This is a genomic window from Devosia rhodophyticola (genome assembly GCF_028816475.1).
In the GTDB taxonomy this organism is placed as follows: domain Bacteria; phylum Pseudomonadota; class Alphaproteobacteria; order Rhizobiales; family Devosiaceae; genus Devosia; species Devosia rhodophyticola.
Window position 1 is genome coordinate 154236 of record NZ_CP118247.1, and the last position, 23150, is coordinate 177385.

Here is a 23150-nt window from a genome sequence, read left to right on the forward strand (position 1 = left end):
CAGCCTTTTATGCGGGCTTTCTGTATTGATAGATTCCCACATCGATAGAACCTTCGGCAAAGCCCGCCTCGCAGTAGCTGAGGTAATAGACCCACTTGCGCCGGAACTCCTCATCGTAACCCAGCGGGGCAATCATGGGCCATCTGTCCAGAAAGCGCTCGCGCCACAATCGTAACGTCTTGGCATAGGACAGGCGGAAAGCCTCAGAATTCTCCAGCACCAGTCCCACTTTGTCTCCCAATTGGCGCATGACGGTCTTGGTCAGCAACATACCGCCGGGGAAAATGTAACGCTGGATGAAATCGGGACCACTGCGATAGCCGTCGAAATCAGCCTCATCAATGGTAATCGCCTGGATCGCGGCTGTACCGCCGGGCCTCAAACGGTCATGTACCGTCTGGAAATAACTCGGCCAGTTGTCTTCTCCCACCGCCTCGATCATTTCGATTGAGGCGATATGATCGAACTGACCAGTGGTGGCGCGGTAGTCTTCAAAGTGCAGCGTCGCCAAACTGTCCAAGCCCTGGATTTGCAGTCGCTCCTGCCCATAACGCAATTGCTCGGACGAGAGCGTAATGCCGTGTAGCTGGGCGCCATAATCACGCGCTACGGCTTCCGCAAAACCACCCCAGCCGCAACCGATTTCAAGCACGCTGGACCCCTTGGTGATGCCCGCCAAGTCTGCGACGCGGTGGTATTTTAAGCGTTGGGCCTCCTCCAGACTTTGATCGCCTGAGGTAAAAACTGCCGATGAATAAGTCATGGAAGGGTCAAGCCACTGACCATAAAAGTCATTGCCGAGATCATAGTGTTCGGCAATGTTCTTTTTTGACCCTTCGAGGGTGTTGCGACGCGACAGATGATACCCTAAATCCTTGGCGGCACGGCGAAATAGGCCAGGATTGGCTTTATCGAATACGTCGCGATTTTGTAGAAAGAACCGGAAGAGCGCGGTCAGGTCGTCGACTTCAAAATCCCCGCGCATGTAACTGGCGGCAAATCCCACCGTGCCGCGCTTCATCGCTTCGCTCAGCACATTGAAGTTCTTGAGCTTTACGACGGCGTGCTCGCCCGTTGAGGCGTTTCCCACGGTCCGCGTACGGCCATTGGGAAGGGTAACCGTTAACGCCCCGAAACGGGGTGTTCCCAGCATTCTAACTCCAGCCCACTCGGTGAATCTGGACAACAGCCGTGTCCAGAGCGTTGCTCCGCTATTGGACTCGTCGACAGCACTTTTACTCATTGCCTGCAATTCCGAAACTAATGAGACGCCGGGTGTTTACCCCTGGTTTTCGGCCTAATGCCGAGCGTAAGTGGCACGCCCTTCAGCCACAAACGCAGCGCCTCCCAATGAATACCCACCATTATTTTAGCGGTCATAAGTGGATATGCAAGTGCGAGTTTCAAGAGGGTGGCGTCACTTAGCGGCTTATGCTCGCCCTCAAAATAAGCTGTGAGCACACTCCCCATCATTTGTCAGTACGATTCCCATGAAGACATTGGCATCAGGCGGGCGGACGGAGAACCGATATGTGCCGTCGATTCCGTTGAACGGGGACACATAGAATGCCTTGGGCTCGTCGTGGCTGATGTGGGCACCATCGCCCTCGACGAGGGCCTGATAGAAATGATGTTGTCCAAAGGTATTGCGGACCTCGTAAACCAGCATTTTCGTGCGGTTCTGACCATCATCAAGAAAATAGACTGTCAGCGGGTTGAACCCGTACCCAAACATGCGCGGATAGGCCAGCATACGAACGCGGGTTATGGTATCGCCCAGCCCCGCCTGCCTGGCCTTCTGACGAATGAACGCCGCAATCGAGGAGCCGTCGTGGGGGCCAAAATCCTTGCTGTGAAACGAAACAAGATTGAATCTATTCAAGGAGAAAAAACGCAATTCTTCATCCAGTGATTCAAGCTGGTCCAGATCGACCAACACCGAAAAGACGCGGTAACGCAACGCGTGTCGTTTCGGGCGCACCCGCTTGTGCACAACATCGCCAACGTAGATTGCGCCGAAGGCGCTTCGGTCTATTCCGCCGCCCACAATTGCTGGTCTCCCTGGACCCAGTTGTGGGCAATACGATCACGTTGTTCGGGAACAATCCAGGGACGGCTCAATGGACCAATTCTTTCAGCCACTTCAAGACCGGCCTGGAGACCATCTTCGTGGAAGCCATACCCCATCCACGCGCCGGCAAACCATGAATTCTGCACACCCTGAATCTTCCAGAGGTCGGATTGGGCTCGTATTGCAGCCGCGTTGAATATGGGATGTTCGTAATCCATCGTGCGCTGCACTGTGCCGGGCGCGAACGCGCGCCTGGGATTGAGGGTGACGAATATGTCAGTTTTGGTTTTCAGCGGTTGAAGCCGGTTCATCCAATAAGTCAGACTTAGATCGTCATCCCCCCTGTCGCCACGCAGATAGTTCCATGCGGACCACAGATGCTTGCGGCGCGGCATGAAAGTCGCGTCGGTGTGCAGCACGGCGCGGTTGGGGGTAAATCGGAAGGCCGACAGAATTCTTCGTTCGGCGTCGCTCGGGTCCGCCAGCAGCTTGATGGCCTGATCGGCATGACAGGCGAATACGACTTGATCGAAATGGCGCCGCGTCCCATCGGCGAAAAACAATTCAGCACCGGAGCTGTGCCGGACAACCGCGGTAATCGATGAACTGGTTTGCGTCGCAAAACGGCGTTCGGACAGAATTCGAGTGACATACTCACGCGAACCACCAGCAACTGTGCGCCATTTGGGGCGGTTGCCGACCTGAAGCAAATTGTGGTTGGCGAAAAATTCGATGAAGGATTTGGCCGGAAAGTCCAACATACCGCGGGCGGGGGTTGACCAGATCGCTGCAGAAATCGGCAATATATGGTCTTCGACGAAAGCGCGCGAGTAGCCGAATTTTTCTAGAAATTGTCCGATGGTCAAGTTATCTTCGCAGGTCAAAATTTGCGCTTCAGCTTCGCGAAAAAAGCGCATGATATCGCTGACCAACTGCCAATGCTCGACGCGAATGATGTTGCGACGCTGTCCGAACAGGCCGTTCAGGTGCCTGCCGCTATATTCCATACGACCGCGCGCCACCGAAACCGCGAAGCCCATTGAGGACTCTGCTGTTTTGACGCCAAGATGGTCAAAGAAGGCGGTCAGGTTCGGATAGTTCTGCTCGTTGTAAACGATGAACCCGGTATCAACCGGCACCGTGCCGCTGTCGGTTGCGGCCAGAACTGTATTGGTGTGGCCGCCTAGCCGCGCGTCTTTCTCGAAGACCGTAACATTTTGAGTCCGCGAAAGTAGCCAAGCGGTTGAAAGTCCAGAGATTCCCGAACCGATAACCGCTACATTCAACTGCGTCATTGCCGGGAGTTCTCCGCCTTGCCTGCAATAGGGTACGCAAGAACGAACGGCGTGGATCAGAGAAAAGTTTCGCCTTCACAAGGGTTTGGGGCGGGCAATATCGACCAGCCGCAGCTGGACACGTTCACGACCCTGCCAATGATCGATCCCCAAAGTTCCGGCGATGTGCAAATGAGCGTCGCTGCGTGCTCCGAGCAGCGCATCGCCTTTCGGCTGTCCGGCGGCGCGGAAGGCAATTGCCTTGATGCCTGCGCCGTCGTCCGACGACAGGGTGAAACTGACGTGTCCGCCCTTGCCGACGATCTGTGGAAATTTGATGCGATGGGAGGGGAACGCAAATACCGGGGTTGGATTGCCCGAGCCGAACGGTCCGGCGCGTTCAACTTCACGAACGAATCCGACGGAGGCGCCGCGTGCCGTTAGCGCGGCATCAATGGAAAGCGCCGTGGCAGCGCGTGCGGTCAATACCGAGGCGGACAATGCTTGGTTGAGATAGGCACGGAACGGGCCGATTTGGCCATTGCTCAACGTGACACCTGCCGCCATCGCATGGCCACCACCCTTGGCAATCAGTCCATCTGAGACCGCCTGAATGACCGCCGACCCCAAGTCAACGCCAGGCATCGAGCGACCGGAACCTGTACCCGTGCCGTCGGGGCGGAGCGCGATGGCAAATGCGGGGCGGTCAAATCGTTCTTTTAAGCGCGCTGCGACCAATCCGACTACGCCCGGGTGCCAATTGGCTGAAGCCAAAACCAATACCGGAGGGCCCTCTCCCAAGCCGATTTCCGCTTCGGCAACGCGGCTAGCCTCTTCGACGGCCTCAATTTCAATGCGCTGCCGTTCGGCGTTCAACTCTTCCAATTGCGCTGCGATCACGAGAGCCTGGTGCTCGTCGTCCAGCGACAGTAGGCGAGTGCCAAGCGCGGCGTCGCCAATGCGGCCACCAGCATTGATGCGCGGTCCGATTAGAAAACCGAGATGATAAGGATTTAGCGGACCGTTGACGCGGGCAGCCAAGGCCAGCGCCGCAATTCCCCGATTGTTGCCCGCGCGAGCAATTTCCAGCCCTCGAACGACGAAAGCACGATTGAGCCCCCTGAGGGGGACCACATCGCAAATTGTAGCCAGCGCGACAATATCGAGTAGGCTCATCAAATCGGGCAATCCGGCGACTTCTTGCTGACGCAGTAGCCGATTGATGGCCACCAGCACCATGAAAGTGACGCCGGCGGCGCAGAGATAGCCCAGGCCGGAAATATCGTCTGGTCGGTTAGGATTGACCAAGGCACTCGCTGCAGGCAGGCCGTGGTCGGCGAGATGATGGTCGATTACCAGCACATCAACGCCGCGTTGGCGGGCATGGGCGATTGGGGCAACGCTGGTTGTGCCGCAGTCGAGCGTGACAATCAGGGTGGCACCTGCGTCAATCAACTTGTCCATTGCCGCGATATTGGGGCCGTAGCCCTCAAATATCCGGTCTGGAATGTGCACCGTCACCTGATTGCCGAAATGGGCCAGATAACGCGACATCAAGGCACAGGAACTGGCGCCATCCACATCGTAGTCGCCAAACAGGGCAACGTGCTCACCGGTCGACGCTGCGCGCGCCAAACGTTCGGCCAATGCATCCATATCCGTCATGACGGACGGATCGGGCATTAAGGTGCGCAGGGTTGGCTCGAGATAGGCTTCGACCTCATCAACGCCAACACCGCGTCCCGCCAGCACACGCGAGAGAAATTCGGAAGCGTCAGATCGCTGGCTTATTGCCGTCGCAACCCGCGTCTGGCTGGCATCGAGCCGATCCACCCAGGCGCGCCCGGTGACCGAGCCGGAAACATCCAGAAAATTCGTTGGCGACTGAGTCAATGACTGAATTTATCGTGCATGGCGGGCGGTGATCCAACGCACGGTCTGCGACCACGAACGCATGACGATAGTTGAAGTTTGTATGTAGTCGCGCCGCAGTCGAATTCCCTGCAGCATGCTGCCATCGGTTACGCCTGTAGCTGTAAACAGCACGTCGCCGGCCGCCAATTCGGACACGTCATAGATGCGGTTAAAGTCCGTAATGCCCATCCGGGTGCCGCGTTCGCGCTTTTCGGCGCTGTCGAAAATCAACTTGCCCTGCATCTGGCCACCAATGCAGCGCAGCGCGGCTGCTGCCAGTACGCCTTCAGGGGCGCCACCAGAGCCCAGATAGATATCAATGCCCGTATCTTCGGTATTTACCGCATGGATAACGCCCGCGATATCGCCATCGCTAATCAGTTTGACCGCGACCCCCGCGGTTCTGAGTTCTTCGATCAGGGAAGCGTGACGCGGGCGGTCAAGAACGCAGGCGGTGATTTCGCTGAGCGGCACACCCTTGGCGCCTGCAAGTGCGGTTACGTTTTCGGTGGCTGTCCGGTCGATATGAACGAGATCGGAGGCGTAACCGGCCCCGATTGCAATCTTGTGCATATAGAGGTCGCGGGCGACATTGAGCAGGCCGCCACGCTCGGCAACTGCCAGAACGCATATGGAATCTGGTTGGTTTTTGGCGCAGAGCGTCGTGCCTTCCAGCGGATCGACGGCAATATCAATCTCCGGGCCGCCCCCAGCGCCAACGTTCTCGCCGATGTAGAGTTCGTCGACTTCCCCCTCTTCGCCTTCTCCGATGACGACCTTGCCGCTGATCTGAACTCGATCCAACTCCGCGCGCATGGCGCTCGTAGCGGCGGCATCGGCGGCTTTTTCGTCGCCTTTGCCACGCCATCCAGCAGCAGCAACGGCCGCGCGTTCGGTGACCCGCACCAACTCCAGCGTCAGGTTGCGTTCAATGACAGCCGCGCGCCGTTCCCCATCGGCCTTGTTCAATTTCATCGCCATTATCTCTGCCCCCGACGCACGCTAAAGCAGCTCGATGCGGATGAGCTGCGGTTCGCCCACTATGAACCCATCTGTAGCGATCTGTGCAAGCGATTCACGCACTGCACTTTCCTGGGTCTTTTGGGTCAGCATGACGACAGTGCGGGTGGGCGGGCCGTCGATAACCTCGTCCTTTACCCGTAGATCGGGGCGTTGAATGACACTTTCGATGGAAATGGAGCGCTCGCCCATGCGAGTTGCGATGGCCGCAAGAGCCCCCGGAACGTCGCGGGCATTAATGCGGATATAGAACCCGCCATCGTGATCGCGCGCCGGTGCCTGCTTGTAGGGCATCAGTTCCTGACTAGGCACACCCAGCGGCGGCACGCGCGTACCGCGCGCAATATCGAGAATATCGGACAGCACTGAGGACGCCGTGGGTGGGCCGCCTGCCCCCGGTCCGGCCAGCAGCAGTTCGTGAACATGGTCTGTTTCCAGCGCCACCGCGTTCATAACGCCATCAACGCCTGCAATGGCGCTGGTCTTGGGCACGAATGTGGGGTGTACGCGTTGCTCTATGCCGTCCTCGGAGCGCAGGGCCATGCCAAGGAGCTTGATCTTGTAACCAAGATCGGCCGCAACTTTTATGTCGGCCTGGGTAATTTTGGATATGCCCTCGACCTGAATTTTGTCGGGTGCAATCTCATAGCCGAAGCAAAGCGTTGCAAGGATCGACAGCTTATGCGCGGTGTCGAAACCCTCGACGTCAAATGTCGGGTCCGCTTCAGCGTAACCTAGTGCCTGGGCATCGCGCAGACATTCAGCAAAGGAAATATCCTCATTGCCCATGCGCGTCAGAATGTAATTGCAGGTGCCGTTCATGATGCCATAAACGCGGGCGATACTGGCAGAACCCAAGCCTTCACGCAGGGTCTTGATTACCGGAATACCGCCAGCAACCGCCGCTTCAAAGCCCAGTTGAGCGCCCGACTCTTCTGCAATTTTGGCAAGAGAAACGCCGTGTTTGGCAAGCAAAGCCTTGTTGGCGGTCACAACAGGGCGGCCAATTTCCAATGCAGCCTTGACCGCTGCATAGGCCGGGCCATCCTCGCCGCCGATCAGCTCGACGAACAAGTCAATATTTTCAGATTTAGCCAGTGCGACGGGATCGTCGAACCATTCCAGCCCCGAAATATCGATGCCACGATCTCGCGAACGCGAACGCGCTGCCACAGCTGTTACGACGATCTGCCGACCAAGTTTTTTGGTCAGTTCAATGCCATCGCGCTGCAATATGCTGACAAGCGTCGCACCGACATTGCCGAGACCGGCCACGCCAAGGCGCAAGGGAGTTGCGACCGCGTTATCGCCGAAATCCTGCATCGCCTTCAATATCCGAGCGCGCGTTTCACTGCGCGGTTCGCGCCCTTCGCGCAGATCAAAGACGAACAGCGGATCACCGGCGACGGTGCGGCCAAAGCGCGTTGGCGTCCACCCACGGGCGGCAATAAAAGTTTCAACGGCTTGGCGAAAAGTCTGGATATCACTCATGCGCGCACATGAATAGGAAACCCCTAGCCGTCAATAGGGTTAGCGGGCGAACCTGCTAGGTATGGGCAAATGTGCAGCGTTTTTTGTTGGCACGGCCACCACCGGTTCGGGTGATGCCGTGCCAACAATCTATTTGACCGAATTCAACGGCACCACATTGGTGCGCGATGCGTCGTTGCCACCTAGCAGTTTTTTGATGCCACGAGCGGCCTGTCGGATGCGCTGCTCGTTCTCGACGAACGCCAATCGAATATACTGATCGCCATATTCACCAAAGCCAACGCCCGGTGCCACGGCAACACCGGTTTCCTGAATCAGCATTTTGGCAAATTCGAGCGAGCCCAGATGGGCAAACTGCTCGGGGATGGGAGCCCAGGCAAACATAGTGGCTTTGGGAATCGGGATGTTCCAACCGGCGCGGCCAAAGCTATCCACCAGTACATCGCGGCGATGCTGATAGATTCTGCGGGCTTCGTCGATCACATCATCTGACCCGTTCAATGCGGCGGCGGCGGCCACCTGAATGGGTGTGAATGCGCCATAGTCGAGATAAGATTTGACGCGGGCAAGCGCCGCAATCAGACGCTCGTTTCCCACGGCAAAACCAACGCGCCAACCGGGCATCGAATAGGTCTTGGACATGGAGGTAAATTCAACGGTGATGTCGATGGCACCGGGAATCTGGAGAACCGATGGCGGGGGAGCGTCGTCAAAATAGATCTCGGAATAGGCGAGATCGGAGAGAATGAAGATGCCCTGTGCCTTACAATATTTGACCACTTCGGCATAAAAATCGAGATCGGCCGTATAAGCGGTCGGGTTGGCCGGGTAGTTGAGGATCAAGGCGATCGGCTTAGGGATCGAGTGGCGAACGGCCCGATCAAGCACCCGCAAGAATTCCTCATTGGGGTCCGCTGGCATGGAGCGCACAACGCCCCCCGACATGATGAAGCCAAACGAATGGATGGGATAGGTCGGATTGGGTACCAGGACAACGTCGCCCGGCGCCGTGATGGCTTGCGCCATGTTGGCAAAGCCTTCCTTGGAGCCAAGCGTTGCGACAACCTGGGTATCGGGATTGAGTTTTACCCCGAAACGCCGTCCATAATAGGATGCCTGGGCCTTGCGTAGACCGGGAATGCCCTTGGAGGCGGAATATCGGTGGGTGCGGGGATCGAGCACCGTTTCCTTGAGTTTATTTACGATGTGATCCGGGGTCGGCAGATCGGGATTGCCCATGCCCAAATCAATGATGTCGACGCCGTTGGCACGAGCCTTGGCCTTGATCGGGTTGATATGCTCGAACACATAGGGTGGCAGGCGGCGAATGCGATGGAAGTCTTCGCTCATGATGTCCTCAGCGGTCCTTGGGACCCAAATGGCCGCGACGCGCCTTGCGCCACTCCCGTCAAATAGAGGGAAAATTATCGCGGAATTATGGTTGCAAACGGGTTAAAGGCGCAAGGATGCGCCAGGCATCGTGTTCGGCTCTTCCCAGCCACCAAGTGGCCCTCGGGAAGAGCTAACGGGCGTTCGCCTCGCTCTGCGCGCGCGCCGCCGCACACCGAATTTTGCAGGCGAGCGAGGCTCCAACCAAAGCAATGGTGTACAGCGTTGGCATAACTCTTGCCCTTCGAGCCCGATTTTTGTAATGAATTCCGCTAGTAGAGCCGTTCTTAAATGCTGTTTCCAGTATTGTAAATGGCCCGAAGGACGCCAACCTTCGGTACACAACGGCACATAGTGAGGTTAGACATTGAAGCGCATTGCCCTGGTCACGATAGGCACGCAAGGCGACGTTCAACCCTATCTGGCCCTCGCCACAAGCCTTAAAAACCGCGGCTATTCGGTCGTGTTGGGAGCGTCAGAAGAGTTCGAGGACATGGTCACTGGCTATGGAATTGATTTCCATTCGCTCGGCCCTTCCATTCAGGCATTCCTGCAGCAGTCGCGATTCGAAAATGCGATGAGCCAGTCAATGCTGATCAATGGCCCCTCGCTATTACGGCAAGGCCAACAAATCGTTGATACGGCGGCGCGGCACGCCTGGAGCATGTGTCAGGGCGCCGACGCGGTCATCTTGAACATGAACACCAGCTTTGGTATCGACATTGCCGAGGCGCTCAATATCCCGGCGGTCATGGTGGCGCTGCAGCCGCTGAATTCCACCAGCGAATTCCCGCTTTGCATCTATTATGGCGCTGATTTTGGGCGCGCCTTCAATCGGCTGAGCTACACAGCCATGACGGTCCAGCAGATTTATTACAATTTGCCACGCAACAAACTGCGCCGTGAATTGATGGGATTGGAATCGCGCAAGAAGGGCGGCTTTTTCAAGAACACCGACGGGTCGGCCCTGACGACGCTCTACGCCTATTCGGCTGCCGTTTCGCCGCGCCCGCGAGACTGGCCCAAAACGGCGTTGGTTACAGGCTATTGGCAGTTGCCCGATCACAGCGACTGGCAACCGTCGCAGGCCTTTCAGGATTTCCTCTCAGGTGGAGAGGCACCGGTCTATATTGGCTTTGGCTCCATGCCGTTCGGTGCCGAACGCAATACGCAAATCCTCAAGGAAGCGGTCAAGCAATGGGGTGGTCGGGCCGTCGTCGCGCGGGGCTGGGGCGGAATCAATCCCAATGATTTACCAGACTCGATCTTTGCCATCGAAAAGGCCCCCCACGACAAGCTGTTCCAGTATGTTAGTGCTGTGGTTCATCATGGCGGCGCTGGCACCACCTCGGCGGGATTGCACTTGGGGCGACCGACTTTTGTAGTTCCCCAAACCGTTGACCAACCCTATTGGGGCCGGCGGGTTTATGAATTGGGCTGCGGACCCAAGCCGATCAGACTGCGCAAGCTAACACCGGATCTATTGGCCAAGGCGCTTGCCGATCTGAGCACCAACCAGAATTATCGCAAGAGTGCTGCGGCACTAAGCGAGCATTTGATTGCCGAAGACGGCGCCGCCAAGGCGATCAAGGTCATCGAACGCGTGATGACCAACTATGTGCCGGGTGCCGCAAAAGAAGAAGAAACGCTCGAAGCGCAAGCCGATCCTCAGCAAGACCGGCTAGAAAATTAGCGTTGGCGCATCAGTGCGGTGGCGACTGCGGCGACAGCAACAGGGCCGAGCTGCGCTAATGCCAAGGCGAAGATCAAGATGCTCAAATCGGCGTTGACCCAGGCAAGAGTCACGAGGCCAGCACCGGCCAGAGCAAATGCAAAACCAGCGGCTCGATGCACGACGCGCCAGGCGCGATCATCCTTGATTGGCCAGGGTAGCCTTAGGCCGGCGTAGCTGTTCCGTTCCGCTTCGGCGATCACAACACCGACGACGATCAGCAAAGCACCAAGCCCGTAAGCGGTTAACTTGATCAGGTCGAGATCGGAACCGATCCCGATGAGAAGCAATCCCATTTGGACTGCGTCCGCAACGGTCAAGAATAGTGTCAGCGCCGGATCAAGGACGTGCCGGGTCTGTAAGAGCCTGTTTTTGGTCAGCCCCATCCCCAGCCCGATAAAAATCAATGTAATCAGCAGTGCAACGATAGGTGCGCCAGCGAGGGCCATATCGCGCGGCCAGATCCAGTCTGGTTGACTGTGCGGCCCCCAGTGGGCCGGATAGCTGAAATCATCAGGGACGCGGAACAGGATAACGCCGGTTGTGGCCATCAATACGGCCAGCAGCAACAGGTGAAATCGCGTTACCAATCTGAACATTAGGCCGATACACTGACTAGAGGGAGGATGCGGCGGTCAAAGAAAAGGGCCGGTTTCCCGGCCCTTTTACAAAATCGATAATCCCTGCGCTTAACGCTTGGAGAACTGGAAGGACTTGCGGGCCTTGGCCTTACCGTACTTCTTGCGTTCTACAACGCGGCTATCGCGGGTCAGGAAGCCACCCTTCTTGAGGACGGCGCGCAGTTCAGGCTCAAAGTAGTTCAGAGCCTTGGAGATGCCGTGACGAACCGCACCAGCTTGCCCCGAAAGGCCGCCGCCAGCGACGGTAACTGTCACGTCGTACTGGTCGGTACGCTCGGTCGCAACGATTGGCTGCTTGACGATGAGCTGAAGAACGGGGCGGGCAAAATAGGTCGCAAATTCGCGGCCATTGATGACCAGTTTGCCCTTGCCTGGCTTGATCCAGACGCGGGCAACGGCGTTCTTGCGCTTGCCGGTGGCATAGGCGCGACCGAGTGAGTCAAGCTTTTGCACGTGAACAGGGGCTGTTGATACAGCTTCTGCAACGGTGCTGCCGCCGAGTTCTTCCAAAGAATTGATGGTCTCAGCCATTTACTTAACCCTCACGTTCTTGGAATTCATGGCAGCAACGTCGAGCTTGGTCGGCTGCTGGGCTTCATGGGGATGCTCGGAACCGGCATAAACCTTGAGGTTTTTGAGCTGTGCGCGGGTCAACGGGCCGCCGGGAAGCATGCGGCGAACGGCGTTTTCCAGAACGCGCTCGGGGAAACGACCTTCGAGCAATTCGCGGGCCGTACGGTCCTTGATGCCGCCAGCAAAGCCGGTATGCCAGTAAAATTTGTGCTGATCCAGCTTGCGGCCGGTCAGTTTCACCTTGTCGGCATTGATGACAACGATGTTGTCGCCCATGTCCATGTGGGGTGTAAACGTTGGTAGATGCTTGCCACGAAGGCGAGAGGCGATGATTGACGCAAGACGGCCCACGACGAGCCCTTGGGCGTCGATCAGGATCCACTTTTTGTCGATATCGCTCGGTTTGGCCGAGTAGGTGCTCATATCGCGATATTCCTCAGAAGTTTCGCGGCCATTTAGCGATAGCGGGAAAGGCAGTCAAGAGGTATTATAATGTTGTTGTTTTTCAATATGTTATAAATGCGGTATCATGATACCGCGTCGAGATTCTGACGGTTTCGAACCATGTCTGCGAGGTAGGCGACGGCTGCGCCGGCGAGCATGAAAGCCATTGCCTGATGGCCGATGGCCAGCGACAAAGGCACGAAATTGAGCAACGTTGCGATGCCAAGTGCTACCTGAACGAGCACTAAAAGCCCCAAACGTGTTAGCCAGCCGTGCACGCCGAGAAAGCCTTCGGTGCGACTTTGACGCCAAATTAGCAGCCCGAGATAGAGTACGACGAGATAAGCTATGCATCTATGGACGAACTGAACCGTCAGGGCGTTCTCAAAAAGGTTGCGCCACCAAGGATCAATGACGGCGAGACCGTTCGGAATTATCGAACCATCCATCAGCGGCCAGGTGTTGTAGCCCATGCCGGCATCAAGACCGGCGACGAAGGCCCCTGCCCCGATCTGAATGAAAATCAGCGCCAGAAGCAGTCCGGCGCTCCACATGTGGCGGGATGTTACGGTCCCCGATAGCGCGCCCGGTTTGAGCCAGCGCGGTACGAACACCAGCGCCATGAACAATAGTGAGGCGGCGCAAAGGTGGGCGGCCAGACGATATTGGGAGACGGAGGTCAGTTGGGTCAGGCCCGAGGTTACCATCCACCAGCCCAAAAGCCCTTGAAATCCACCCAGAACGAACAGGCCGAAAAGTGGCCAAGCCAGACGACGGGGCAAGCGGCGCTGCAGCAGGAAAACAGCGAAGGGCGCGAGGAAGGCAAAACCCAGCAATCGACCAATCAGGCGGTGCAGATATTCCCAAAAGAAAATGCCCTTGAAATTGTCGAGGGTCATCCAGCTATTGAGGACTTCATATTGGGGAATGGTCTTGTAGGCGTCGAATTCGGCCTGCCAGTCGGCATCTGACAAGGGTGGAATGATACCGGAGATCGGCTTCCAACTGGTAATTGAAAGACCCGATTCGGTGAGGCGCGTAATGCCGCCAACCACGACCATACCGAGAACCAGCGCCGCCATAACATAGAGCCAAATCCGCACCGGCCTGAGCCGGTCGGGGGCGGTTGTGGTTGGTATTGATGCGGCGTTTTGGGCGATGGTCACGGCATTATCCCGGTATCGGAGAACCGCCGAGAGTGGTAAGCCCCGAAAACCTGTCCTGCAATAGCCGCGATGACGCACCATGAGCCAATCCATCCGCAAACTCCTTGGTATCGTCCTGATTCTGGTCTCGATCGCCGTGTGGTTGGGATTGGGAACATGGGTCTATCTGGGATTGCTGCAGGAAATGCCCTGGTGGGTGCATATTCCTTATTTCTGCGTGGCGGGCCTCGGGTGGCTTTATCCGGCGATGGTGCTGATCCGGTGGATGGCCAAGCCCGATAAGGCCTAGGCCTTGACCTCTTTGAGGTGCAGGAACGCAACGCCAATCAACGCCAGACTGATGCCGCTGGCAACTGTGCGGGCGATATTCCAGACCTGCCATTTGGCAGAATAATCGGTCCATATCTGCTGCGCGGCTTCGGTGCTTTGGGGAATTTCAACCAACGCCAACGCTTCGTTCATCGGAACATTGACCGCCATCGTGGCCCCTAGCCCGCCGATCAAATAGACAATGCCTGCCGCCAGAAATGCCCGAGCGGACAGTTTGCGCCGTTGGGTTTGCGACAACCATGCGGTGACGAAAAGAATAACCGGGGTGCCGAAAAATGCCGGTGCGAAGACGGCGTTTCGGACGGATGCGTTCATCGCCTGCATGGCGGCAATTGCGACGGTGGGTTCGGCCGTATCGAGCCCCCACATGGTCGAGCAAATCCAGGCGTAGAAAAAGCCGAAGATTGCGCCACAAAGCACCAGCGACAAGAAGGCGAATGACGTCAGTAGCGGCGGAATCTTGAGAAACTGAGGTTGGGGTGTCATGTCATCTCCCTGGGCGTAATTGCTATTACGGTTGTATGTATCCGTAATTGCTATTACGGATACTGTCAATGCCATGAGAGGTCGTGATGCGCGCGCAAACCAGATCACAGCGACAGGAAGAGATTGAGATTGCAGCCTATAAGCTGCTGGAAAAGAGCGGCTATGCGGGCACCTCGATGCAAGGCATTGCGCGCATGGCCAAGGCATCGAACGAAACCCTCTACAATTGGTATGGCGACAAGCAGGGCCTTTTCAAAGCGCTGGTCACCCGCAATGCGGCCGAAGTCAAAGCGCTGTTGGAACAAGAACTGTCCACCGAACGGAATGCTCTGGCCATCCTTGGCCAACTCGGCCCAAAGCTATTGGGGCTCCTCCTGGGCGAACGCGCCATAGCCCTCAACCGCGCCGCCGCCGCAGATGCCAGTGGTGAATTGGGCGCGGCTTTGGGCGAGGCGGGACGCGATGCGGTGCTGCCGCTGCTTCTCAAAGTGCTGGAGCGGGCACAAAGCGCAGGCCAGCTTTCTTTTGAGCGCAGCGATCAGGCGGCTATTCTCTATTTGAATTTGCTGGTCGGCGATCTGCAGATTCGACGCGTAATCGGCACGGTACCGCCACCCACAGCCGCGTTTTGCGAGGAGCGGTCACAGCGGGCTTTGTCGTATCTGAGCCAGATTATGGGATGATTTTATGCACCGACCCGACCGGGCCATTGGCTGAAACCAGATTGCCTGCCGATAGCGGCGACTACATTTGACTCGCCTGGTTAAAAGCGTGCCATTGTTGCATTCGTTGAGCGTGATGCGCAAACGTTAAGCAAATTTGCGAACCAACACCGTTCGCCACACCATGAACGATATGTGCGCGGCGACGCTTATACCAATACGATTGAGGGTGTGTTTTCGATCTTCAAACGCGGCATGAAGGGCGTGTATCAGCATTGCTCCGAAAAGCATTTGCATCGGTATTTGGCTGAATTTGATTTCCGTTATAATAACCGTTTGGCACTAGGGTGTGATGACAAAGCACGTGCAATAAATGCCGTGCGTGGTATCGTCGGCAAGCGTTTGACCTACCGGTCAGCTAACGGCTCATAAGACTAAGGTGATAAAATGAGCGGTCGGGAACTCCGGTTCAAGATTGAAGCCTATAGCCCCGAGACATTCCCAATGGAGCGTCTCGGCCAGTATCTTGCTGACCTTGGGGCTATGCTTGGAGAAGCTACCCAAGTTCATTTTGTGAAGCTTGAAAGCGGAAGCACTGGGTTAGTTCATCGTGTTGAGAGCGAGGCGTTGCCGAGAGTTGAGGCTCATATTGCTGATGTTCGATCGGGCGAAGCAGAAGTGGTCAATCTAAATGCCTATCGGTCGATAAACGCCAGACTGAAAGAGGACAATGCTACCGCCGCTCTGCAAATCGTAGACAGTGGGATATCCATACTTGATTTCCCGGGAAAGAATATACCGGACCCTCAGCCCCCCGAAATTGTAACTCAACCAGGAACTATTGATGGGATTGTTATCCGCTTAGGGGGTAAGGACGCTAGTGTCCCTCTGAGTGTGCAAAATGGCGATACGATTTACCGGTGTAACACCACAAGGGAAATGGCCCGGCAACTTGGCCCGCACATCTTTGGGAGCGACTTGCGTTTTAACGGACTTGGAACGTGGCAGCGACAAGAGACTGGCGCGTGGACCTTAAATAAATTCAACGTGTTCAGCTTTGTGGTTTTGGATACTACCCCGTTGCCGGAATTCATAGCGCAACTTCGATCTATGAATCTCGAATGGGAGGAAGTGGACGACGCTTGGCGGGATCTTGCGTCAATGCGTGATGACGAGGATGGTGCGTTTTAATGGTTGTCTTTGACGCCAACACCTTGATGATTCTCATAGCCCCCGCGATAGGCTCCCCTATTGATTCCAACGGCTCCAAAATCAGCCACGCCAGAGAGCGCCTAGACGGGCTAATTGATCAGCTTGCCAAAGAAAATGTAACGATTATTCTTCCGACCCCGGCCCTTAGCGAAGCTTTGGTGAGAGCAGGTGCCACCGCTCGCAAAGTCTACATCGAAAAATTCCAACGGCATAAAGGCTTTAGGATTGAAAGTTTTGATGAGCGCGCTGCGCTAGAAGTGGCGCGAATGACAAGTGATGCGATTGCCGGACCGGGAAAGCGTAGCGGGTCTACCGAGCCTTGGCATAAAATAAAATACGACAGGCAAATCATCGCCATTGCCAAAGTTTCAGGCGCAACGGCAATATATTCTGATGACAAAGGCCTTCGAACATTTGCCTATGGTCAAGGGTTGAACTCGGTAAGTCTTGCAGACTTGCCGATCCCGTTGAAAACGGCGCAATATGATTGGGTAAGCGATGTCGAACAAAATACATCCGCGGAGTGAGTCTCAACGCCAAAAATTTGAGCGTGTCGCCCGCGAACTCGAAACCAACGAGGACAAGGCAGCTTTTGACCGAACGCTAAAGAAAATTGCCAAGGCTCCCAAGCCTGATGGCAAATCTGATAAAGACAAGCCCGCCAAATAGGCGGGCTTTTTGTTGGAGTCCTTCAAGCATTTGGAGCGATTTTGTTTATTTCATCTCTCAGGTCAAGCGGCGGCATTTTGGACGAAATGGCTTGGTCGGCATGTCCAAAAACTCAGTTCGACATTTCGTCAGCGAGTTCTGCGCACTCGTCAGATAAATTGCGAAGCGCCTTGATGGCCTCTTGTGGCAGGGCTTCGAGACTGCAGCCGAATGGCACATTCAGCGACAGGCGTTTGTCTGCATCTTCGGGCCAAATCAGCACGACCAGCGATTCTCTCTCAAGCAAGTGGTGTGTAAGCGAGGCGATTTTTACGCGAGGTTGAGCTGTGCCTGTCATCCGGGTACTCCATTTCGTGGCCGACAATATATGGGTATGGCCCCAAAATGACTAACGACGGCATGACTATCATGCTGATTGCAAACACGGCTGGCTCGAAGCGGTTTTTGAGAGCGAGAGCAAATGAGATAGGGTCTGATTCGCTCCCCTAAAATCAGTGGATATTGGTGACCCGTGCTGATGCAACGCACGTTGGCTCGGAACCCAGGACTAGCAAACCGCCCCAACAGCGATCAACGCGGTGCCAATGTCGTCGATCACCTCGCGCAATTGATTGGCAATATCAACGCAAACCGCCGTGTCGCCAAAGCTGTCTGCTGCACCAAGCATCAGCGAGTGGTGGATTAGGTAAAATAGCGCAGGACTTTGGTGGATACTGATGTGTCAAATCCAACTTGACGCGGCCAGAAGAAAAAATAGTACGAGCGCAGGTATTTGGCACCTGCCGCCTGCAGACGTAAGTCGCGGTGAAGTCCAACTTGAAAATGACATGCACCCTCGAAGCATTTCGCAGGTGGCAATGCAGGCACCCATCCCATTTGAAATGCCTCATCTGAGGAGTGAATGATGTCGTCTCAACACGCATCCGAAAACCGATTTCTAACGGCTTCGCCGGGGCGGATATTTGTCGCCAACGCGCTGCCAATGATGCTCATCATGATGATGAGCGGCCTTTTGACCGTTGTGGATGCCGCGTTTCTTGGTCATTTTGTGGGGGCGGATGCCCTCGCAGCCGTCAGCGTCGTATTCCCGATTATCATGATCACGATAGCACTCTCGACTCTTGTCGGCGGGGGCATGTCCAGCCTCCTCGCCCGTCATCTGGGTGCGGGGAACCACAGTGGCGCGACGGCAGTATTCGCACAAGCGCATGGTCTCGCGCTTTTATTGTCTCTCCTGCTCATTCTGACTTTTGGGATCGGTGGCGGGGTCGTCATTGACGCACTGGCAAACGGTCAACCTGACATTTCCCGCATGGCCTACACCTATCTGGCCATCATGATCCTCGCGACACCCGTGCAATTACTGTTGAGCGTCCATGCAGATGCGTGGCGCAATGAAGGTCGTGCGGGTCTCATGGCGTTGATGTCGGTCGGCGTCACCTTTGCCAATATCGCATTGAATTACGTGCTGATCGTGCGCCTCGACATGGGCGTTGCCGGGTCAGCTTGGGGAACAGCAATCGCTCAGGGGTTGGGCCTTGCACTCCTCGTGGGCTTGCGTTCGCGTGGCGGCGGCATTCTGTCGCTTTCCGCCCTCAGACACGCACGCTGGGTCGGAAAATGGCGGGCCATACTGACCCTTGGGGCACCCGTCAGCCTGAGTTTCATCGGGATTGCACTGGTCTCCGCAACGGTGATCGCGACCCTGCGGCTGACGTCCGACTCCGGCTATGTCGAGGACATTGCCGCCTATGGGATCGTGACCCGGATTTTCAGTTTCGCATTCATGCCCCTGATGGCCATCGCCCTGGCAACCCAAAGTATCGTCGGGAACAACGTGGGCGCAAAACTCTACCAACGCTCAAATGCTGTCCTGCGGCTCGCGCTCACTGTGTCCGTTTTTTATTGTGCTGCGATTGAGGTGATCCTGCTTGCTGAAAATGGCTGGATTGGCAGTGGCTTTGTCACCGATCTGGACGTGATTGCGCAGGTTGGAAAAATTTTGCGCCCGATGGCGTCTCTCTATCTGTTTGCTGGTCCGGTTCTTGTACTCGCCCTTTATTTTCAGGCCATTGGACGACCCGGACATACCGCCGCTCTCACGTTGATCAAGCCATTTGTGCTCAGCCCTCTATTGATAGCTGCTTTGGGTACTATTTATGGCGCACAGGCAATCTGGTTCGCCTTCCCGATTGCGGATGGAATTGTGGTTACCATTGCCCTTTGGATTGTGATCGTATGTCAAAGGGACGGCAAGGAGGCCAGCGGCTTTGGGTTGCCGGAACGGGAGGAGGCATGATGGATTTACAATCTGTGAGAGATGCCACGTCACTAGCGTTACAGAATTTCGACAAGATTGGGCTCGAAGCGGTCCTTGCGCCTATCGGATTATTGATCCCTACCCTAGGCGGCGCTGACGGCGCCCATCCAGGAAAATAGCGCGCCGGTGGCGAAGACGTCGACATAACGCCGTGACTGGAACAGGCCATTGAGCGAAACGCGCGGCAGAGCGTGCAACTGGTTCGCCTGCCCGGCGTAAAGCCCACCGGGCCGCGTGGTGACGGCTGACTTCAGACCGATGTCGCGCGCCAACTCAAACTCACGTTCGCCGGCTGATTGGGGGCCGCCGATGGGATAGGAGAAGTGCTCGGGCGCCTTGTCGAATTTTGCCTTGAGAATGTCCATGGACTGGACGATTTCGGTGCGGGCCTGATCACACGGCAGCTTGGCGAGTTCGTAGTGATGCACTGTGTGGGCGCCAATGGTGCACAGCGGTTCATTGGCAAAAATTTCCAGTTCCTGCCAATCCATGATCAGATCACGGCAGTGCTGGTCCAGATCCAATCCATAGTCGTTCGCCAAAGTGCGCATAAGGGCAATTCGATCCATCTCGGGCATTTCACGCATATGCTGGTAAAGCGCGGCAAATGTGGCCCGCTTTTGTGGTACAGCCGCGCAGTCAAAGTGCTCGACCTCGCCCTCAATCATGACCTTCATGTCATTCTGGTGCGCGATGATATCTTCCAGCGCCTGCCACCAGACTTCGCCAATTCCGTCCACCAAGCTTGTGGGCACGTAAAGAGTGAACGGGCACTGATGCCGCCGCAGAATGGGCAAGGCGTAGGTCAGATTATCGCGATAGGCATCATCGAAGGTGAAGACCACGAAATTGCGACCATCATCGGGGCCGCGCAATCTGGCAATGGCTTCGTCCAGATTGACAATATCCAGGCCAAGTTCGCGCACCCGTTTGATGGCGTACTCGAGGAAATCGGGGCGGACCTGAAGGATGGAATTGGGTGAGAATTCAGCCGGGGTATCGGGTAAGACCCGATGAAGCGTGAAAATCACGCCGCGTGATTTCGACAATTGGCGAATAATGCCCGGCAATCGAGCCATCCAAATGGCTTCGAACATGGCGGAGATGGCGGTGTATTTCAGCTGTGTCACGAATATACTGCGCAATCAAGCGGCGACGCGGCGTGGCGCCAAGACAATGTCGGCGTGGCCATAGCCAGCTTCCGCGAGTTGTTCGCGTGCTGCCTGCAACTCTTCATCGCTATGCTGCGGTCCTGCCACCAAAACAAGTCTTCCCCCGATATCCGCGAACATTGGCAACGAAGAATTAGCGCCAACCTGCCCGGTCATTACAATTACGACTTCGTAGATATCACTTAGTGCTTCAACAAGTGTAAATGGCTTGGGCGACATTTGATCAAGGTGCTGCGAATGGCCCCAAGGCACTTCGGCAAAGCCCTCATCGGTCGACTTGTGAACAACGTCGCCAAAGCTTGCGGCTCCTTCGCTGAGGTCGGAGATGCCCGGTTCGATTGAGGGAATGCCGCTGCCCGCGTCGATCATGGCAACGCTCAAGCCACGATCAAGCGCCTCGCTGGCGAGGCTATCGGCCAAAGCTGCGCAGTCGCGGTGCGACGTGCCGCCCGCCAAGACCACAACCTGAGTTCGGCCCAAGACGAGATCGGAGGCCAGCGTGGCAAAATCGAGCGGAACATTGCCGCGATCAGGCGGCAATTCCTCGTCGTCAACGGGTTGTTCTACAGCGACCGGCGCTTCGGGTTCGTCTTCCTCAATCGATTCGATTGCATCCAGGTCGTCGACTATTGGCTGGTTGTCCAACACAACGTCGTCGGGTTGGTCCTGTTCGGTGGCTGCAATTTCTGTTTCCGGTTCGTCCTCAACCCAAACAGCCTGGGTGCCGGGCTCGGAAATCAGCAATGGATCCTCGGCGGCTTCGTATTCGATATAGCTTTGTGGCTCCAAAGATTCTGGATCGTCGTAGGCTATTTCATCTTCGAATTCAGAATCATATGGCTGCAAATTCGTGTAGGGCACGAACTCCTCGTCGCTTTCGACCTGGCCTTCGAATGGCTGAGCCTCGTCGGCGGCGAATGTGGGCTCAGTTTCATCGCTATGGGGCTGAGGCTCGTCGAGCGACTCGGGTTCATCCTCGACAAAATCGCGCTGAACGACGGCTTCAAATTCCTCGTCAGGCGCTAAATTGTCCTGCCGGGGTGCCGGGGCTTCGCGCTCGGCGCGATAGATAATGGCACGGCCCGAGGCCAATTCGGCAAAAACAAGGAAGCCAAGCTGACCGCCGATCAGAACAATACCCACCGCCAGCATGACGAAAGTGACTTTGGGTGAAGCAGGCGTGACCGAGGGGCGGCAAAGGAAATCACGCGAACATCGGGCAGCGCCGATTGCGCATCAGTGCGGGACGCGGCTTCGCTGTAGCGCTGCAAATAGCCCTCAAGCAGGTCGCGTTGTGCCTTGGCTTCACGCTGAAGGCCATCAAGGGTTACGGTTTCGCGGGTTGCGGTGGAAGCCGAGCCTTTAAGCTTGGCCAAATCGGCCTGCAACGAGGTTTCGATGCCGGCCTCGATTTGCGCTTCGGCTTCCAGGGCATCGGCAACGCGACGTCCCTCGATGCCGATCTGCTTGTCCAGTTCGGCAATCTGGGCGGTAAGCGCCTTGATGGCGGGGTGGTTTGACAAAAGGGTGGATGATTTCTGCGCCCGCTCGCCCTGCAGCCGCGCCTTATCCTGGGTCAGCTGCTGGATGACAGCGCTATCGCGAACGTCGGGCACGCTATCAATGGGTTGGCCCCGATCAATCAGACCGCGAATAAGGGTGGCGCGGGACATTGCGGTATTCTTGCGCTCCTGCGCCGCGCTCATCTGGCTGGCAACCGAGGACAATTGCTGATCCAGCAATGAGGTATTGTTGGTGCCAGAGAACAGGTCGTTATCGACCTTGAAGTTGGCGACGGCATTTTCGGACCGGGTCACCGAGGTGCGAAGCTTGTCGATTTCTTCCTTGAGCCAACCAGAGGCCTCGGCAGTATCGGACAGGGACAATTCGGTGCGCCGGGCGACATGGGCGCGGGCGACGGCATTGGCCAGACGCGCGGCCAATTCAGGGTCCTTTGAGCGCACATGCACCGAGATGATCCGGGAATCACGCTCCTGAATAACGGTCAAATGATCATAAAGCGACGCCAGGGCGACGGCATCACGATCCTCTGGCGAAGCGGCACGGCCAAGCAGTTGCTTGATCATGGCAATCGGGGAAAAGCCACTTTGGGAACCGTTGAACTCAGGAATATCGCCGAGCATTTCGGACCGGACCACCTTGAGCAGGGTATCGCGTGACCTCAAAAGTTCCATCTGGCTGGAAACAACACCCGCGTCGTTGGCATTGGTGGATGGTGCCGCCTCATTGGAAGCACGCGTATAAATATTGCTGCGCGGTTCAATAAGAATGCTGGCGGAGGAATCATAAACTTTGGGCATGAAACTCAAGGCGACGTAAGCTACCGCCAGGATCACGAGCGAAACCAGTATAATGCGCGGCAATCGGGACCACACAGCTGCGATTATTGCAGATGTGTCTATTCTCGCATCGCGCGTTGCCTGAGAATCAAGCGTCATGATTTACCTCGTCTCGTTCCCTTGTTTATCGGGTATACGTGGTAAGCAATCCGTTAAGGCAGTTGCAGATCGCATTCATACTTAGCCAATCTAAGTGAATTGTTAACCATAGCGGACCGACATTG

At 56.3% G+C, this 23150-nt stretch carries 23 protein-coding genes and 1 pseudogene; 7 read left to right on the top strand and 17 right to left on the bottom strand.

Annotated elements, in window-relative coordinates; all coding sequences use genetic code 11:
• Positions 1 to 7 precede the first annotated feature (7 nt).
• From PSQ90_RS00800 to PSQ90_RS00830, 8 genes are all read right to left on the bottom strand, one after another.
• A complete protein-coding gene (locus PSQ90_RS00800; protein ID WP_282211551.1) occupies positions 8 to 1153 on the bottom strand; it encodes an SAM-dependent methyltransferase in 1146 nt (381 codons plus the stop codon).
• Positions 1154 to 1260: 107 nt separating this feature from the next.
• Positions 1261 to 1473, bottom strand: coding sequence for a DUF1365 family protein (locus tag PSQ90_RS17085; protein ID WP_407648143.1), 213 nt, complete (start codon positions 1471 to 1473; stop codon positions 1261 to 1263).
• Complete coding sequence (locus tag PSQ90_RS00805) at positions 1442 to 2047, bottom strand: DUF1365 domain-containing protein (protein ID WP_282211552.1); 606 nt, start codon at positions 2045 to 2047, stop codon at positions 1442 to 1444. The genes PSQ90_RS17085 and PSQ90_RS00805 overlap by 32 nt, the downstream gene beginning before the upstream one ends.
• A complete protein-coding gene (locus tag PSQ90_RS00810; RefSeq protein WP_282211553.1) occupies positions 2032 to 3366 on the bottom strand; it encodes an NAD(P)/FAD-dependent oxidoreductase in 1335 nt (444 codons plus the stop codon). The genes PSQ90_RS00805 and PSQ90_RS00810 overlap by 16 nt, the downstream gene beginning before the upstream one ends.
• Positions 3367 to 3441: 75 nt before the next feature.
• Positions 3442 to 5238: a single-stranded-DNA-specific exonuclease RecJ gene (recJ, locus tag PSQ90_RS00815; protein WP_282211554.1), complete on the bottom strand. Its 1797-nt coding sequence runs from the start codon at positions 5236 to 5238 to the stop codon at positions 3442 to 3444.
• Between the two features lie 9 nt (positions 5239 to 5247).
• A complete protein-coding gene (glpX, locus tag PSQ90_RS00820) occupies positions 5248 to 6240 on the bottom strand; it encodes a class II fructose-bisphosphatase (RefSeq protein ID WP_407648144.1) in 993 nt (330 codons plus the stop codon).
• Positions 6241 to 6261: 21 nt separating this feature from the next.
• Positions 6262 to 7602 carry a homoserine dehydrogenase gene (locus PSQ90_RS00825; RefSeq protein ID WP_282213122.1) on the bottom strand — a complete coding sequence of 447 codons (1341 nt, stop codon included), beginning with the start codon at positions 7600 to 7602 and terminating at the stop codon, positions 6262 to 6264.
• Positions 7603 to 7899: 297 nt separating this feature from the next.
• Positions 7900 to 9120 carry an LL-diaminopimelate aminotransferase gene (locus PSQ90_RS00830; protein WP_282211555.1) on the bottom strand — a complete coding sequence of 407 codons (1221 nt, stop codon included), beginning with the start codon at positions 9118 to 9120 and terminating at the stop codon, positions 7900 to 7902.
• A gap of 406 nt (positions 9121 to 9526) precedes the next feature.
• On the opposite strand from PSQ90_RS00830, the gene PSQ90_RS00835 reads away from it, so the two are divergent.
• Complete coding sequence (locus tag PSQ90_RS00835; RefSeq protein ID WP_282211556.1) at positions 9527 to 10852, top strand: glycosyltransferase; 1326 nt, start codon at positions 9527 to 9529, stop codon at positions 10850 to 10852.
• On the opposite strand, the gene PSQ90_RS00840 is transcribed toward PSQ90_RS00835, so the two are convergent.
• From PSQ90_RS00840 to PSQ90_RS00855, 4 genes are all read right to left on the bottom strand, one after another.
• A complete protein-coding gene (locus tag PSQ90_RS00840; RefSeq protein ID WP_282211557.1) occupies positions 10849 to 11490 on the bottom strand; it encodes an SdpI family protein in 642 nt (213 codons plus the stop codon). The genes PSQ90_RS00835 and PSQ90_RS00840 overlap by 4 nt on opposite strands.
• Before the next feature lie 90 nt (positions 11491 to 11580).
• The gene (gene rpsI / locus PSQ90_RS00845; protein WP_282211558.1) at positions 11581 to 12063 is read right to left on the bottom strand and encodes a 30S ribosomal protein S9; all 483 of its coding nucleotides are present in this window, start codon (positions 12061 to 12063) and stop codon (positions 11581 to 11583) included.
• Positions 12064 to 12528: a 50S ribosomal protein L13 gene (rplM, locus tag PSQ90_RS00850; RefSeq protein WP_282211559.1), complete on the bottom strand. Its 465-nt coding sequence runs from the start codon at positions 12526 to 12528 to the stop codon at positions 12064 to 12066.
• A 104-nt stretch (positions 12529 to 12632) separates the two neighbouring features.
• Positions 12633 to 13715 (bottom strand): COX15/CtaA family protein, encoded by a 1083-nt coding sequence (locus PSQ90_RS00855; RefSeq protein WP_282211560.1) that lies wholly within the window; start codon positions 13713 to 13715, stop codon positions 12633 to 12635.
• Between the two features lie 79 nt (positions 13716 to 13794).
• Between PSQ90_RS00855 and PSQ90_RS00860 the strand changes: the two genes are divergently transcribed.
• Positions 13795 to 14004, top strand: coding sequence for a DUF2842 domain-containing protein (locus PSQ90_RS00860; protein WP_282211561.1), 210 nt, complete (start codon positions 13795 to 13797; stop codon positions 14002 to 14004).
• On the opposite strand, the gene PSQ90_RS00865 is transcribed toward PSQ90_RS00860, so the two are convergent.
• Positions 14001 to 14531: an anthrone oxygenase family protein gene (locus PSQ90_RS00865; protein WP_282211562.1), complete on the bottom strand. Its 531-nt coding sequence runs from the start codon at positions 14529 to 14531 to the stop codon at positions 14001 to 14003. The genes PSQ90_RS00860 and PSQ90_RS00865 overlap by 4 nt on opposite strands.
• A gap of 86 nt (positions 14532 to 14617) precedes the next feature.
• Here PSQ90_RS00865 and PSQ90_RS00870 point away from each other — a divergent pair, with 86 nt between their 5' ends.
• The 4 genes and pseudogenes from PSQ90_RS00870 to PSQ90_RS00885 all read left to right on the top strand — a co-directional run bounded on the left by PSQ90_RS00870 (position 14618) and on the right by PSQ90_RS00885 (position 16932).
• Positions 14618 to 15214 carry a TetR/AcrR family transcriptional regulator gene (locus PSQ90_RS00870; protein ID WP_282211563.1) on the top strand — a complete coding sequence of 199 codons (597 nt, stop codon included), beginning with the start codon at positions 14618 to 14620 and terminating at the stop codon, positions 15212 to 15214.
• A gap of 147 nt (positions 15215 to 15361) precedes the next feature.
• Positions 15362 to 15625 (top strand): annotated as a pseudogene (locus PSQ90_RS00875) (transposase); the annotation flags it as partial.
• Positions 15626 to 15640: 15 nt separating this feature from the next.
• The gene (locus tag PSQ90_RS00880) at positions 15641 to 16384 is read left to right on the top strand and encodes a hypothetical protein (protein ID WP_282211564.1); all 744 of its coding nucleotides are present in this window, start codon (positions 15641 to 15643) and stop codon (positions 16382 to 16384) included.
• On the top strand, positions 16384 to 16932 hold the full coding sequence (locus tag PSQ90_RS00885) for a hypothetical protein (RefSeq protein ID WP_282211565.1): 549 nt from the start codon (positions 16384 to 16386) through the stop codon (positions 16930 to 16932). Before PSQ90_RS00880 ends, PSQ90_RS00885 begins: the two co-directional genes overlap by 1 nt.
• A 254-nt stretch (positions 16933 to 17186) precedes the next feature.
• Here PSQ90_RS00885 and PSQ90_RS00890 read toward each other — a convergent pair whose 3' ends face one another.
• The gene (locus PSQ90_RS00890; RefSeq protein ID WP_282211566.1) at positions 17187 to 17411 is read right to left on the bottom strand and encodes a hypothetical protein; all 225 of its coding nucleotides are present in this window, start codon (positions 17409 to 17411) and stop codon (positions 17187 to 17189) included.
• Positions 17412 to 17975: 564 nt separating this feature from the next.
• On the opposite strand from PSQ90_RS00890, the gene PSQ90_RS00895 reads away from it, so the two are divergent.
• Complete coding sequence (locus PSQ90_RS00895) at positions 17976 to 19373, top strand: MATE family efflux transporter (protein WP_282211567.1); 1398 nt, start codon at positions 17976 to 17978, stop codon at positions 19371 to 19373.
• A 104-nt stretch (positions 19374 to 19477) separates the two neighbouring features.
• On the opposite strand, the gene PSQ90_RS00900 is transcribed toward PSQ90_RS00895, so the two are convergent.
• The 3 genes from PSQ90_RS00900 to PSQ90_RS00910 are packed head-to-tail and all read right to left on the bottom strand — an operon-like array spanning position 19478 to position 23025.
• Complete coding sequence (locus PSQ90_RS00900) at positions 19478 to 20524, bottom strand: polysaccharide deacetylase family protein (RefSeq protein ID WP_282211568.1); 1047 nt, start codon at positions 20522 to 20524, stop codon at positions 19478 to 19480.
• 15 nt (positions 20525 to 20539) lie between these two features.
• Positions 20540 to 21718 (bottom strand): hypothetical protein, encoded by a 1179-nt coding sequence (locus tag PSQ90_RS00905; protein WP_282211569.1) that lies wholly within the window; start codon positions 21716 to 21718, stop codon positions 20540 to 20542.
• Entirely contained in the window at positions 21694 to 23025 is a 1332-nt protein-coding gene (locus PSQ90_RS00910; protein WP_282211570.1) for a GumC family protein, read from the bottom strand. Before PSQ90_RS00910 ends, PSQ90_RS00905 begins: the two co-directional genes overlap by 25 nt.
• Positions 23026 to 23150 lie beyond the last annotated feature (125 nt).

Coding starts and splice junctions, on each gene's coding strand:
- PSQ90_RS00800 (WP_282211551.1), bottom strand. CDS start 1,153: ATGCTGGGAACACCCCGTTTCGGGGCGTTAACGGTTACCCTTCCCAAT.
- PSQ90_RS17085 (WP_407648143.1), bottom strand. CDS start 1,473: ATGATGGGGAGTGTGCTCACAGCTTATTTTGAGGGCGAGCATAAGCCG.
- PSQ90_RS00810 (WP_282211553.1), bottom strand. CDS start 3,366: ATGACGCAGTTGAATGTAGCGGTTATCGGTTCGGGAATCTCTGGACTT.
- glpX (WP_407648144.1), bottom strand. CDS start 6,240: ATGGCGATGAAATTGAACAAGGCCGATGGGGAACGGCGCGCGGCTGTC.
- PSQ90_RS00825 (WP_282213122.1), bottom strand. CDS start 7,602: ATGCAGGATTTCGGCGATAACGCGGTCGCAACTCCCTTGCGCCTTGGC.
- PSQ90_RS00830 (WP_282211555.1), bottom strand. CDS start 9,120: ATGAGCGAAGACTTCCATCGCATTCGCCGCCTGCCACCCTATGTGTTC.
- PSQ90_RS00840 (WP_282211557.1), bottom strand. CDS start 11,490: ATGTTCAGATTGGTAACGCGATTTCACCTGTTGCTGCTGGCCGTATTG.
- rpsI (WP_282211558.1), bottom strand. CDS start 12,063: ATGGCTGAGACCATCAATTCTTTGGAAGAACTCGGCGGCAGCACCGTT.
- rplM (WP_282211559.1), bottom strand. CDS start 12,528: ATGAGCACCTACTCGGCCAAACCGAGCGATATCGACAAAAAGTGGATC.
- PSQ90_RS00860 (WP_282211561.1), top strand. CDS start 13,795: ATGAGCCAATCCATCCGCAAACTCCTTGGTATCGTCCTGATTCTGGTC.
- PSQ90_RS00865 (WP_282211562.1), bottom strand. CDS start 14,531: ATGACACCCCAACCTCAGTTTCTCAAGATTCCGCCGCTACTGACGTCA.
- PSQ90_RS00870 (WP_282211563.1), top strand. CDS start 14,618: ATGCGCGCGCAAACCAGATCACAGCGACAGGAAGAGATTGAGATTGCA.
- PSQ90_RS00880 (WP_282211564.1), top strand. CDS start 15,641: ATGAGCGGTCGGGAACTCCGGTTCAAGATTGAAGCCTATAGCCCCGAG.
- PSQ90_RS00885 (WP_282211565.1), top strand. CDS start 16,384: ATGGTTGTCTTTGACGCCAACACCTTGATGATTCTCATAGCCCCCGCG.
- PSQ90_RS00890 (WP_282211566.1), bottom strand. CDS start 17,411: ATGACAGGCACAGCTCAACCTCGCGTAAAAATCGCCTCGCTTACACAC.
- PSQ90_RS00895 (WP_282211567.1), top strand. CDS start 17,976: ATGATGTCGTCTCAACACGCATCCGAAAACCGATTTCTAACGGCTTCG.
- PSQ90_RS00905 (WP_282211569.1), bottom strand. CDS start 21,718: ATGCTGGCGGTGGGTATTGTTCTGATCGGCGGTCAGCTTGGCTTCCTT.
- PSQ90_RS00910 (WP_282211570.1), bottom strand. CDS start 23,025: ATGACGCTTGATTCTCAGGCAACGCGCGATGCGAGAATAGACACATCT.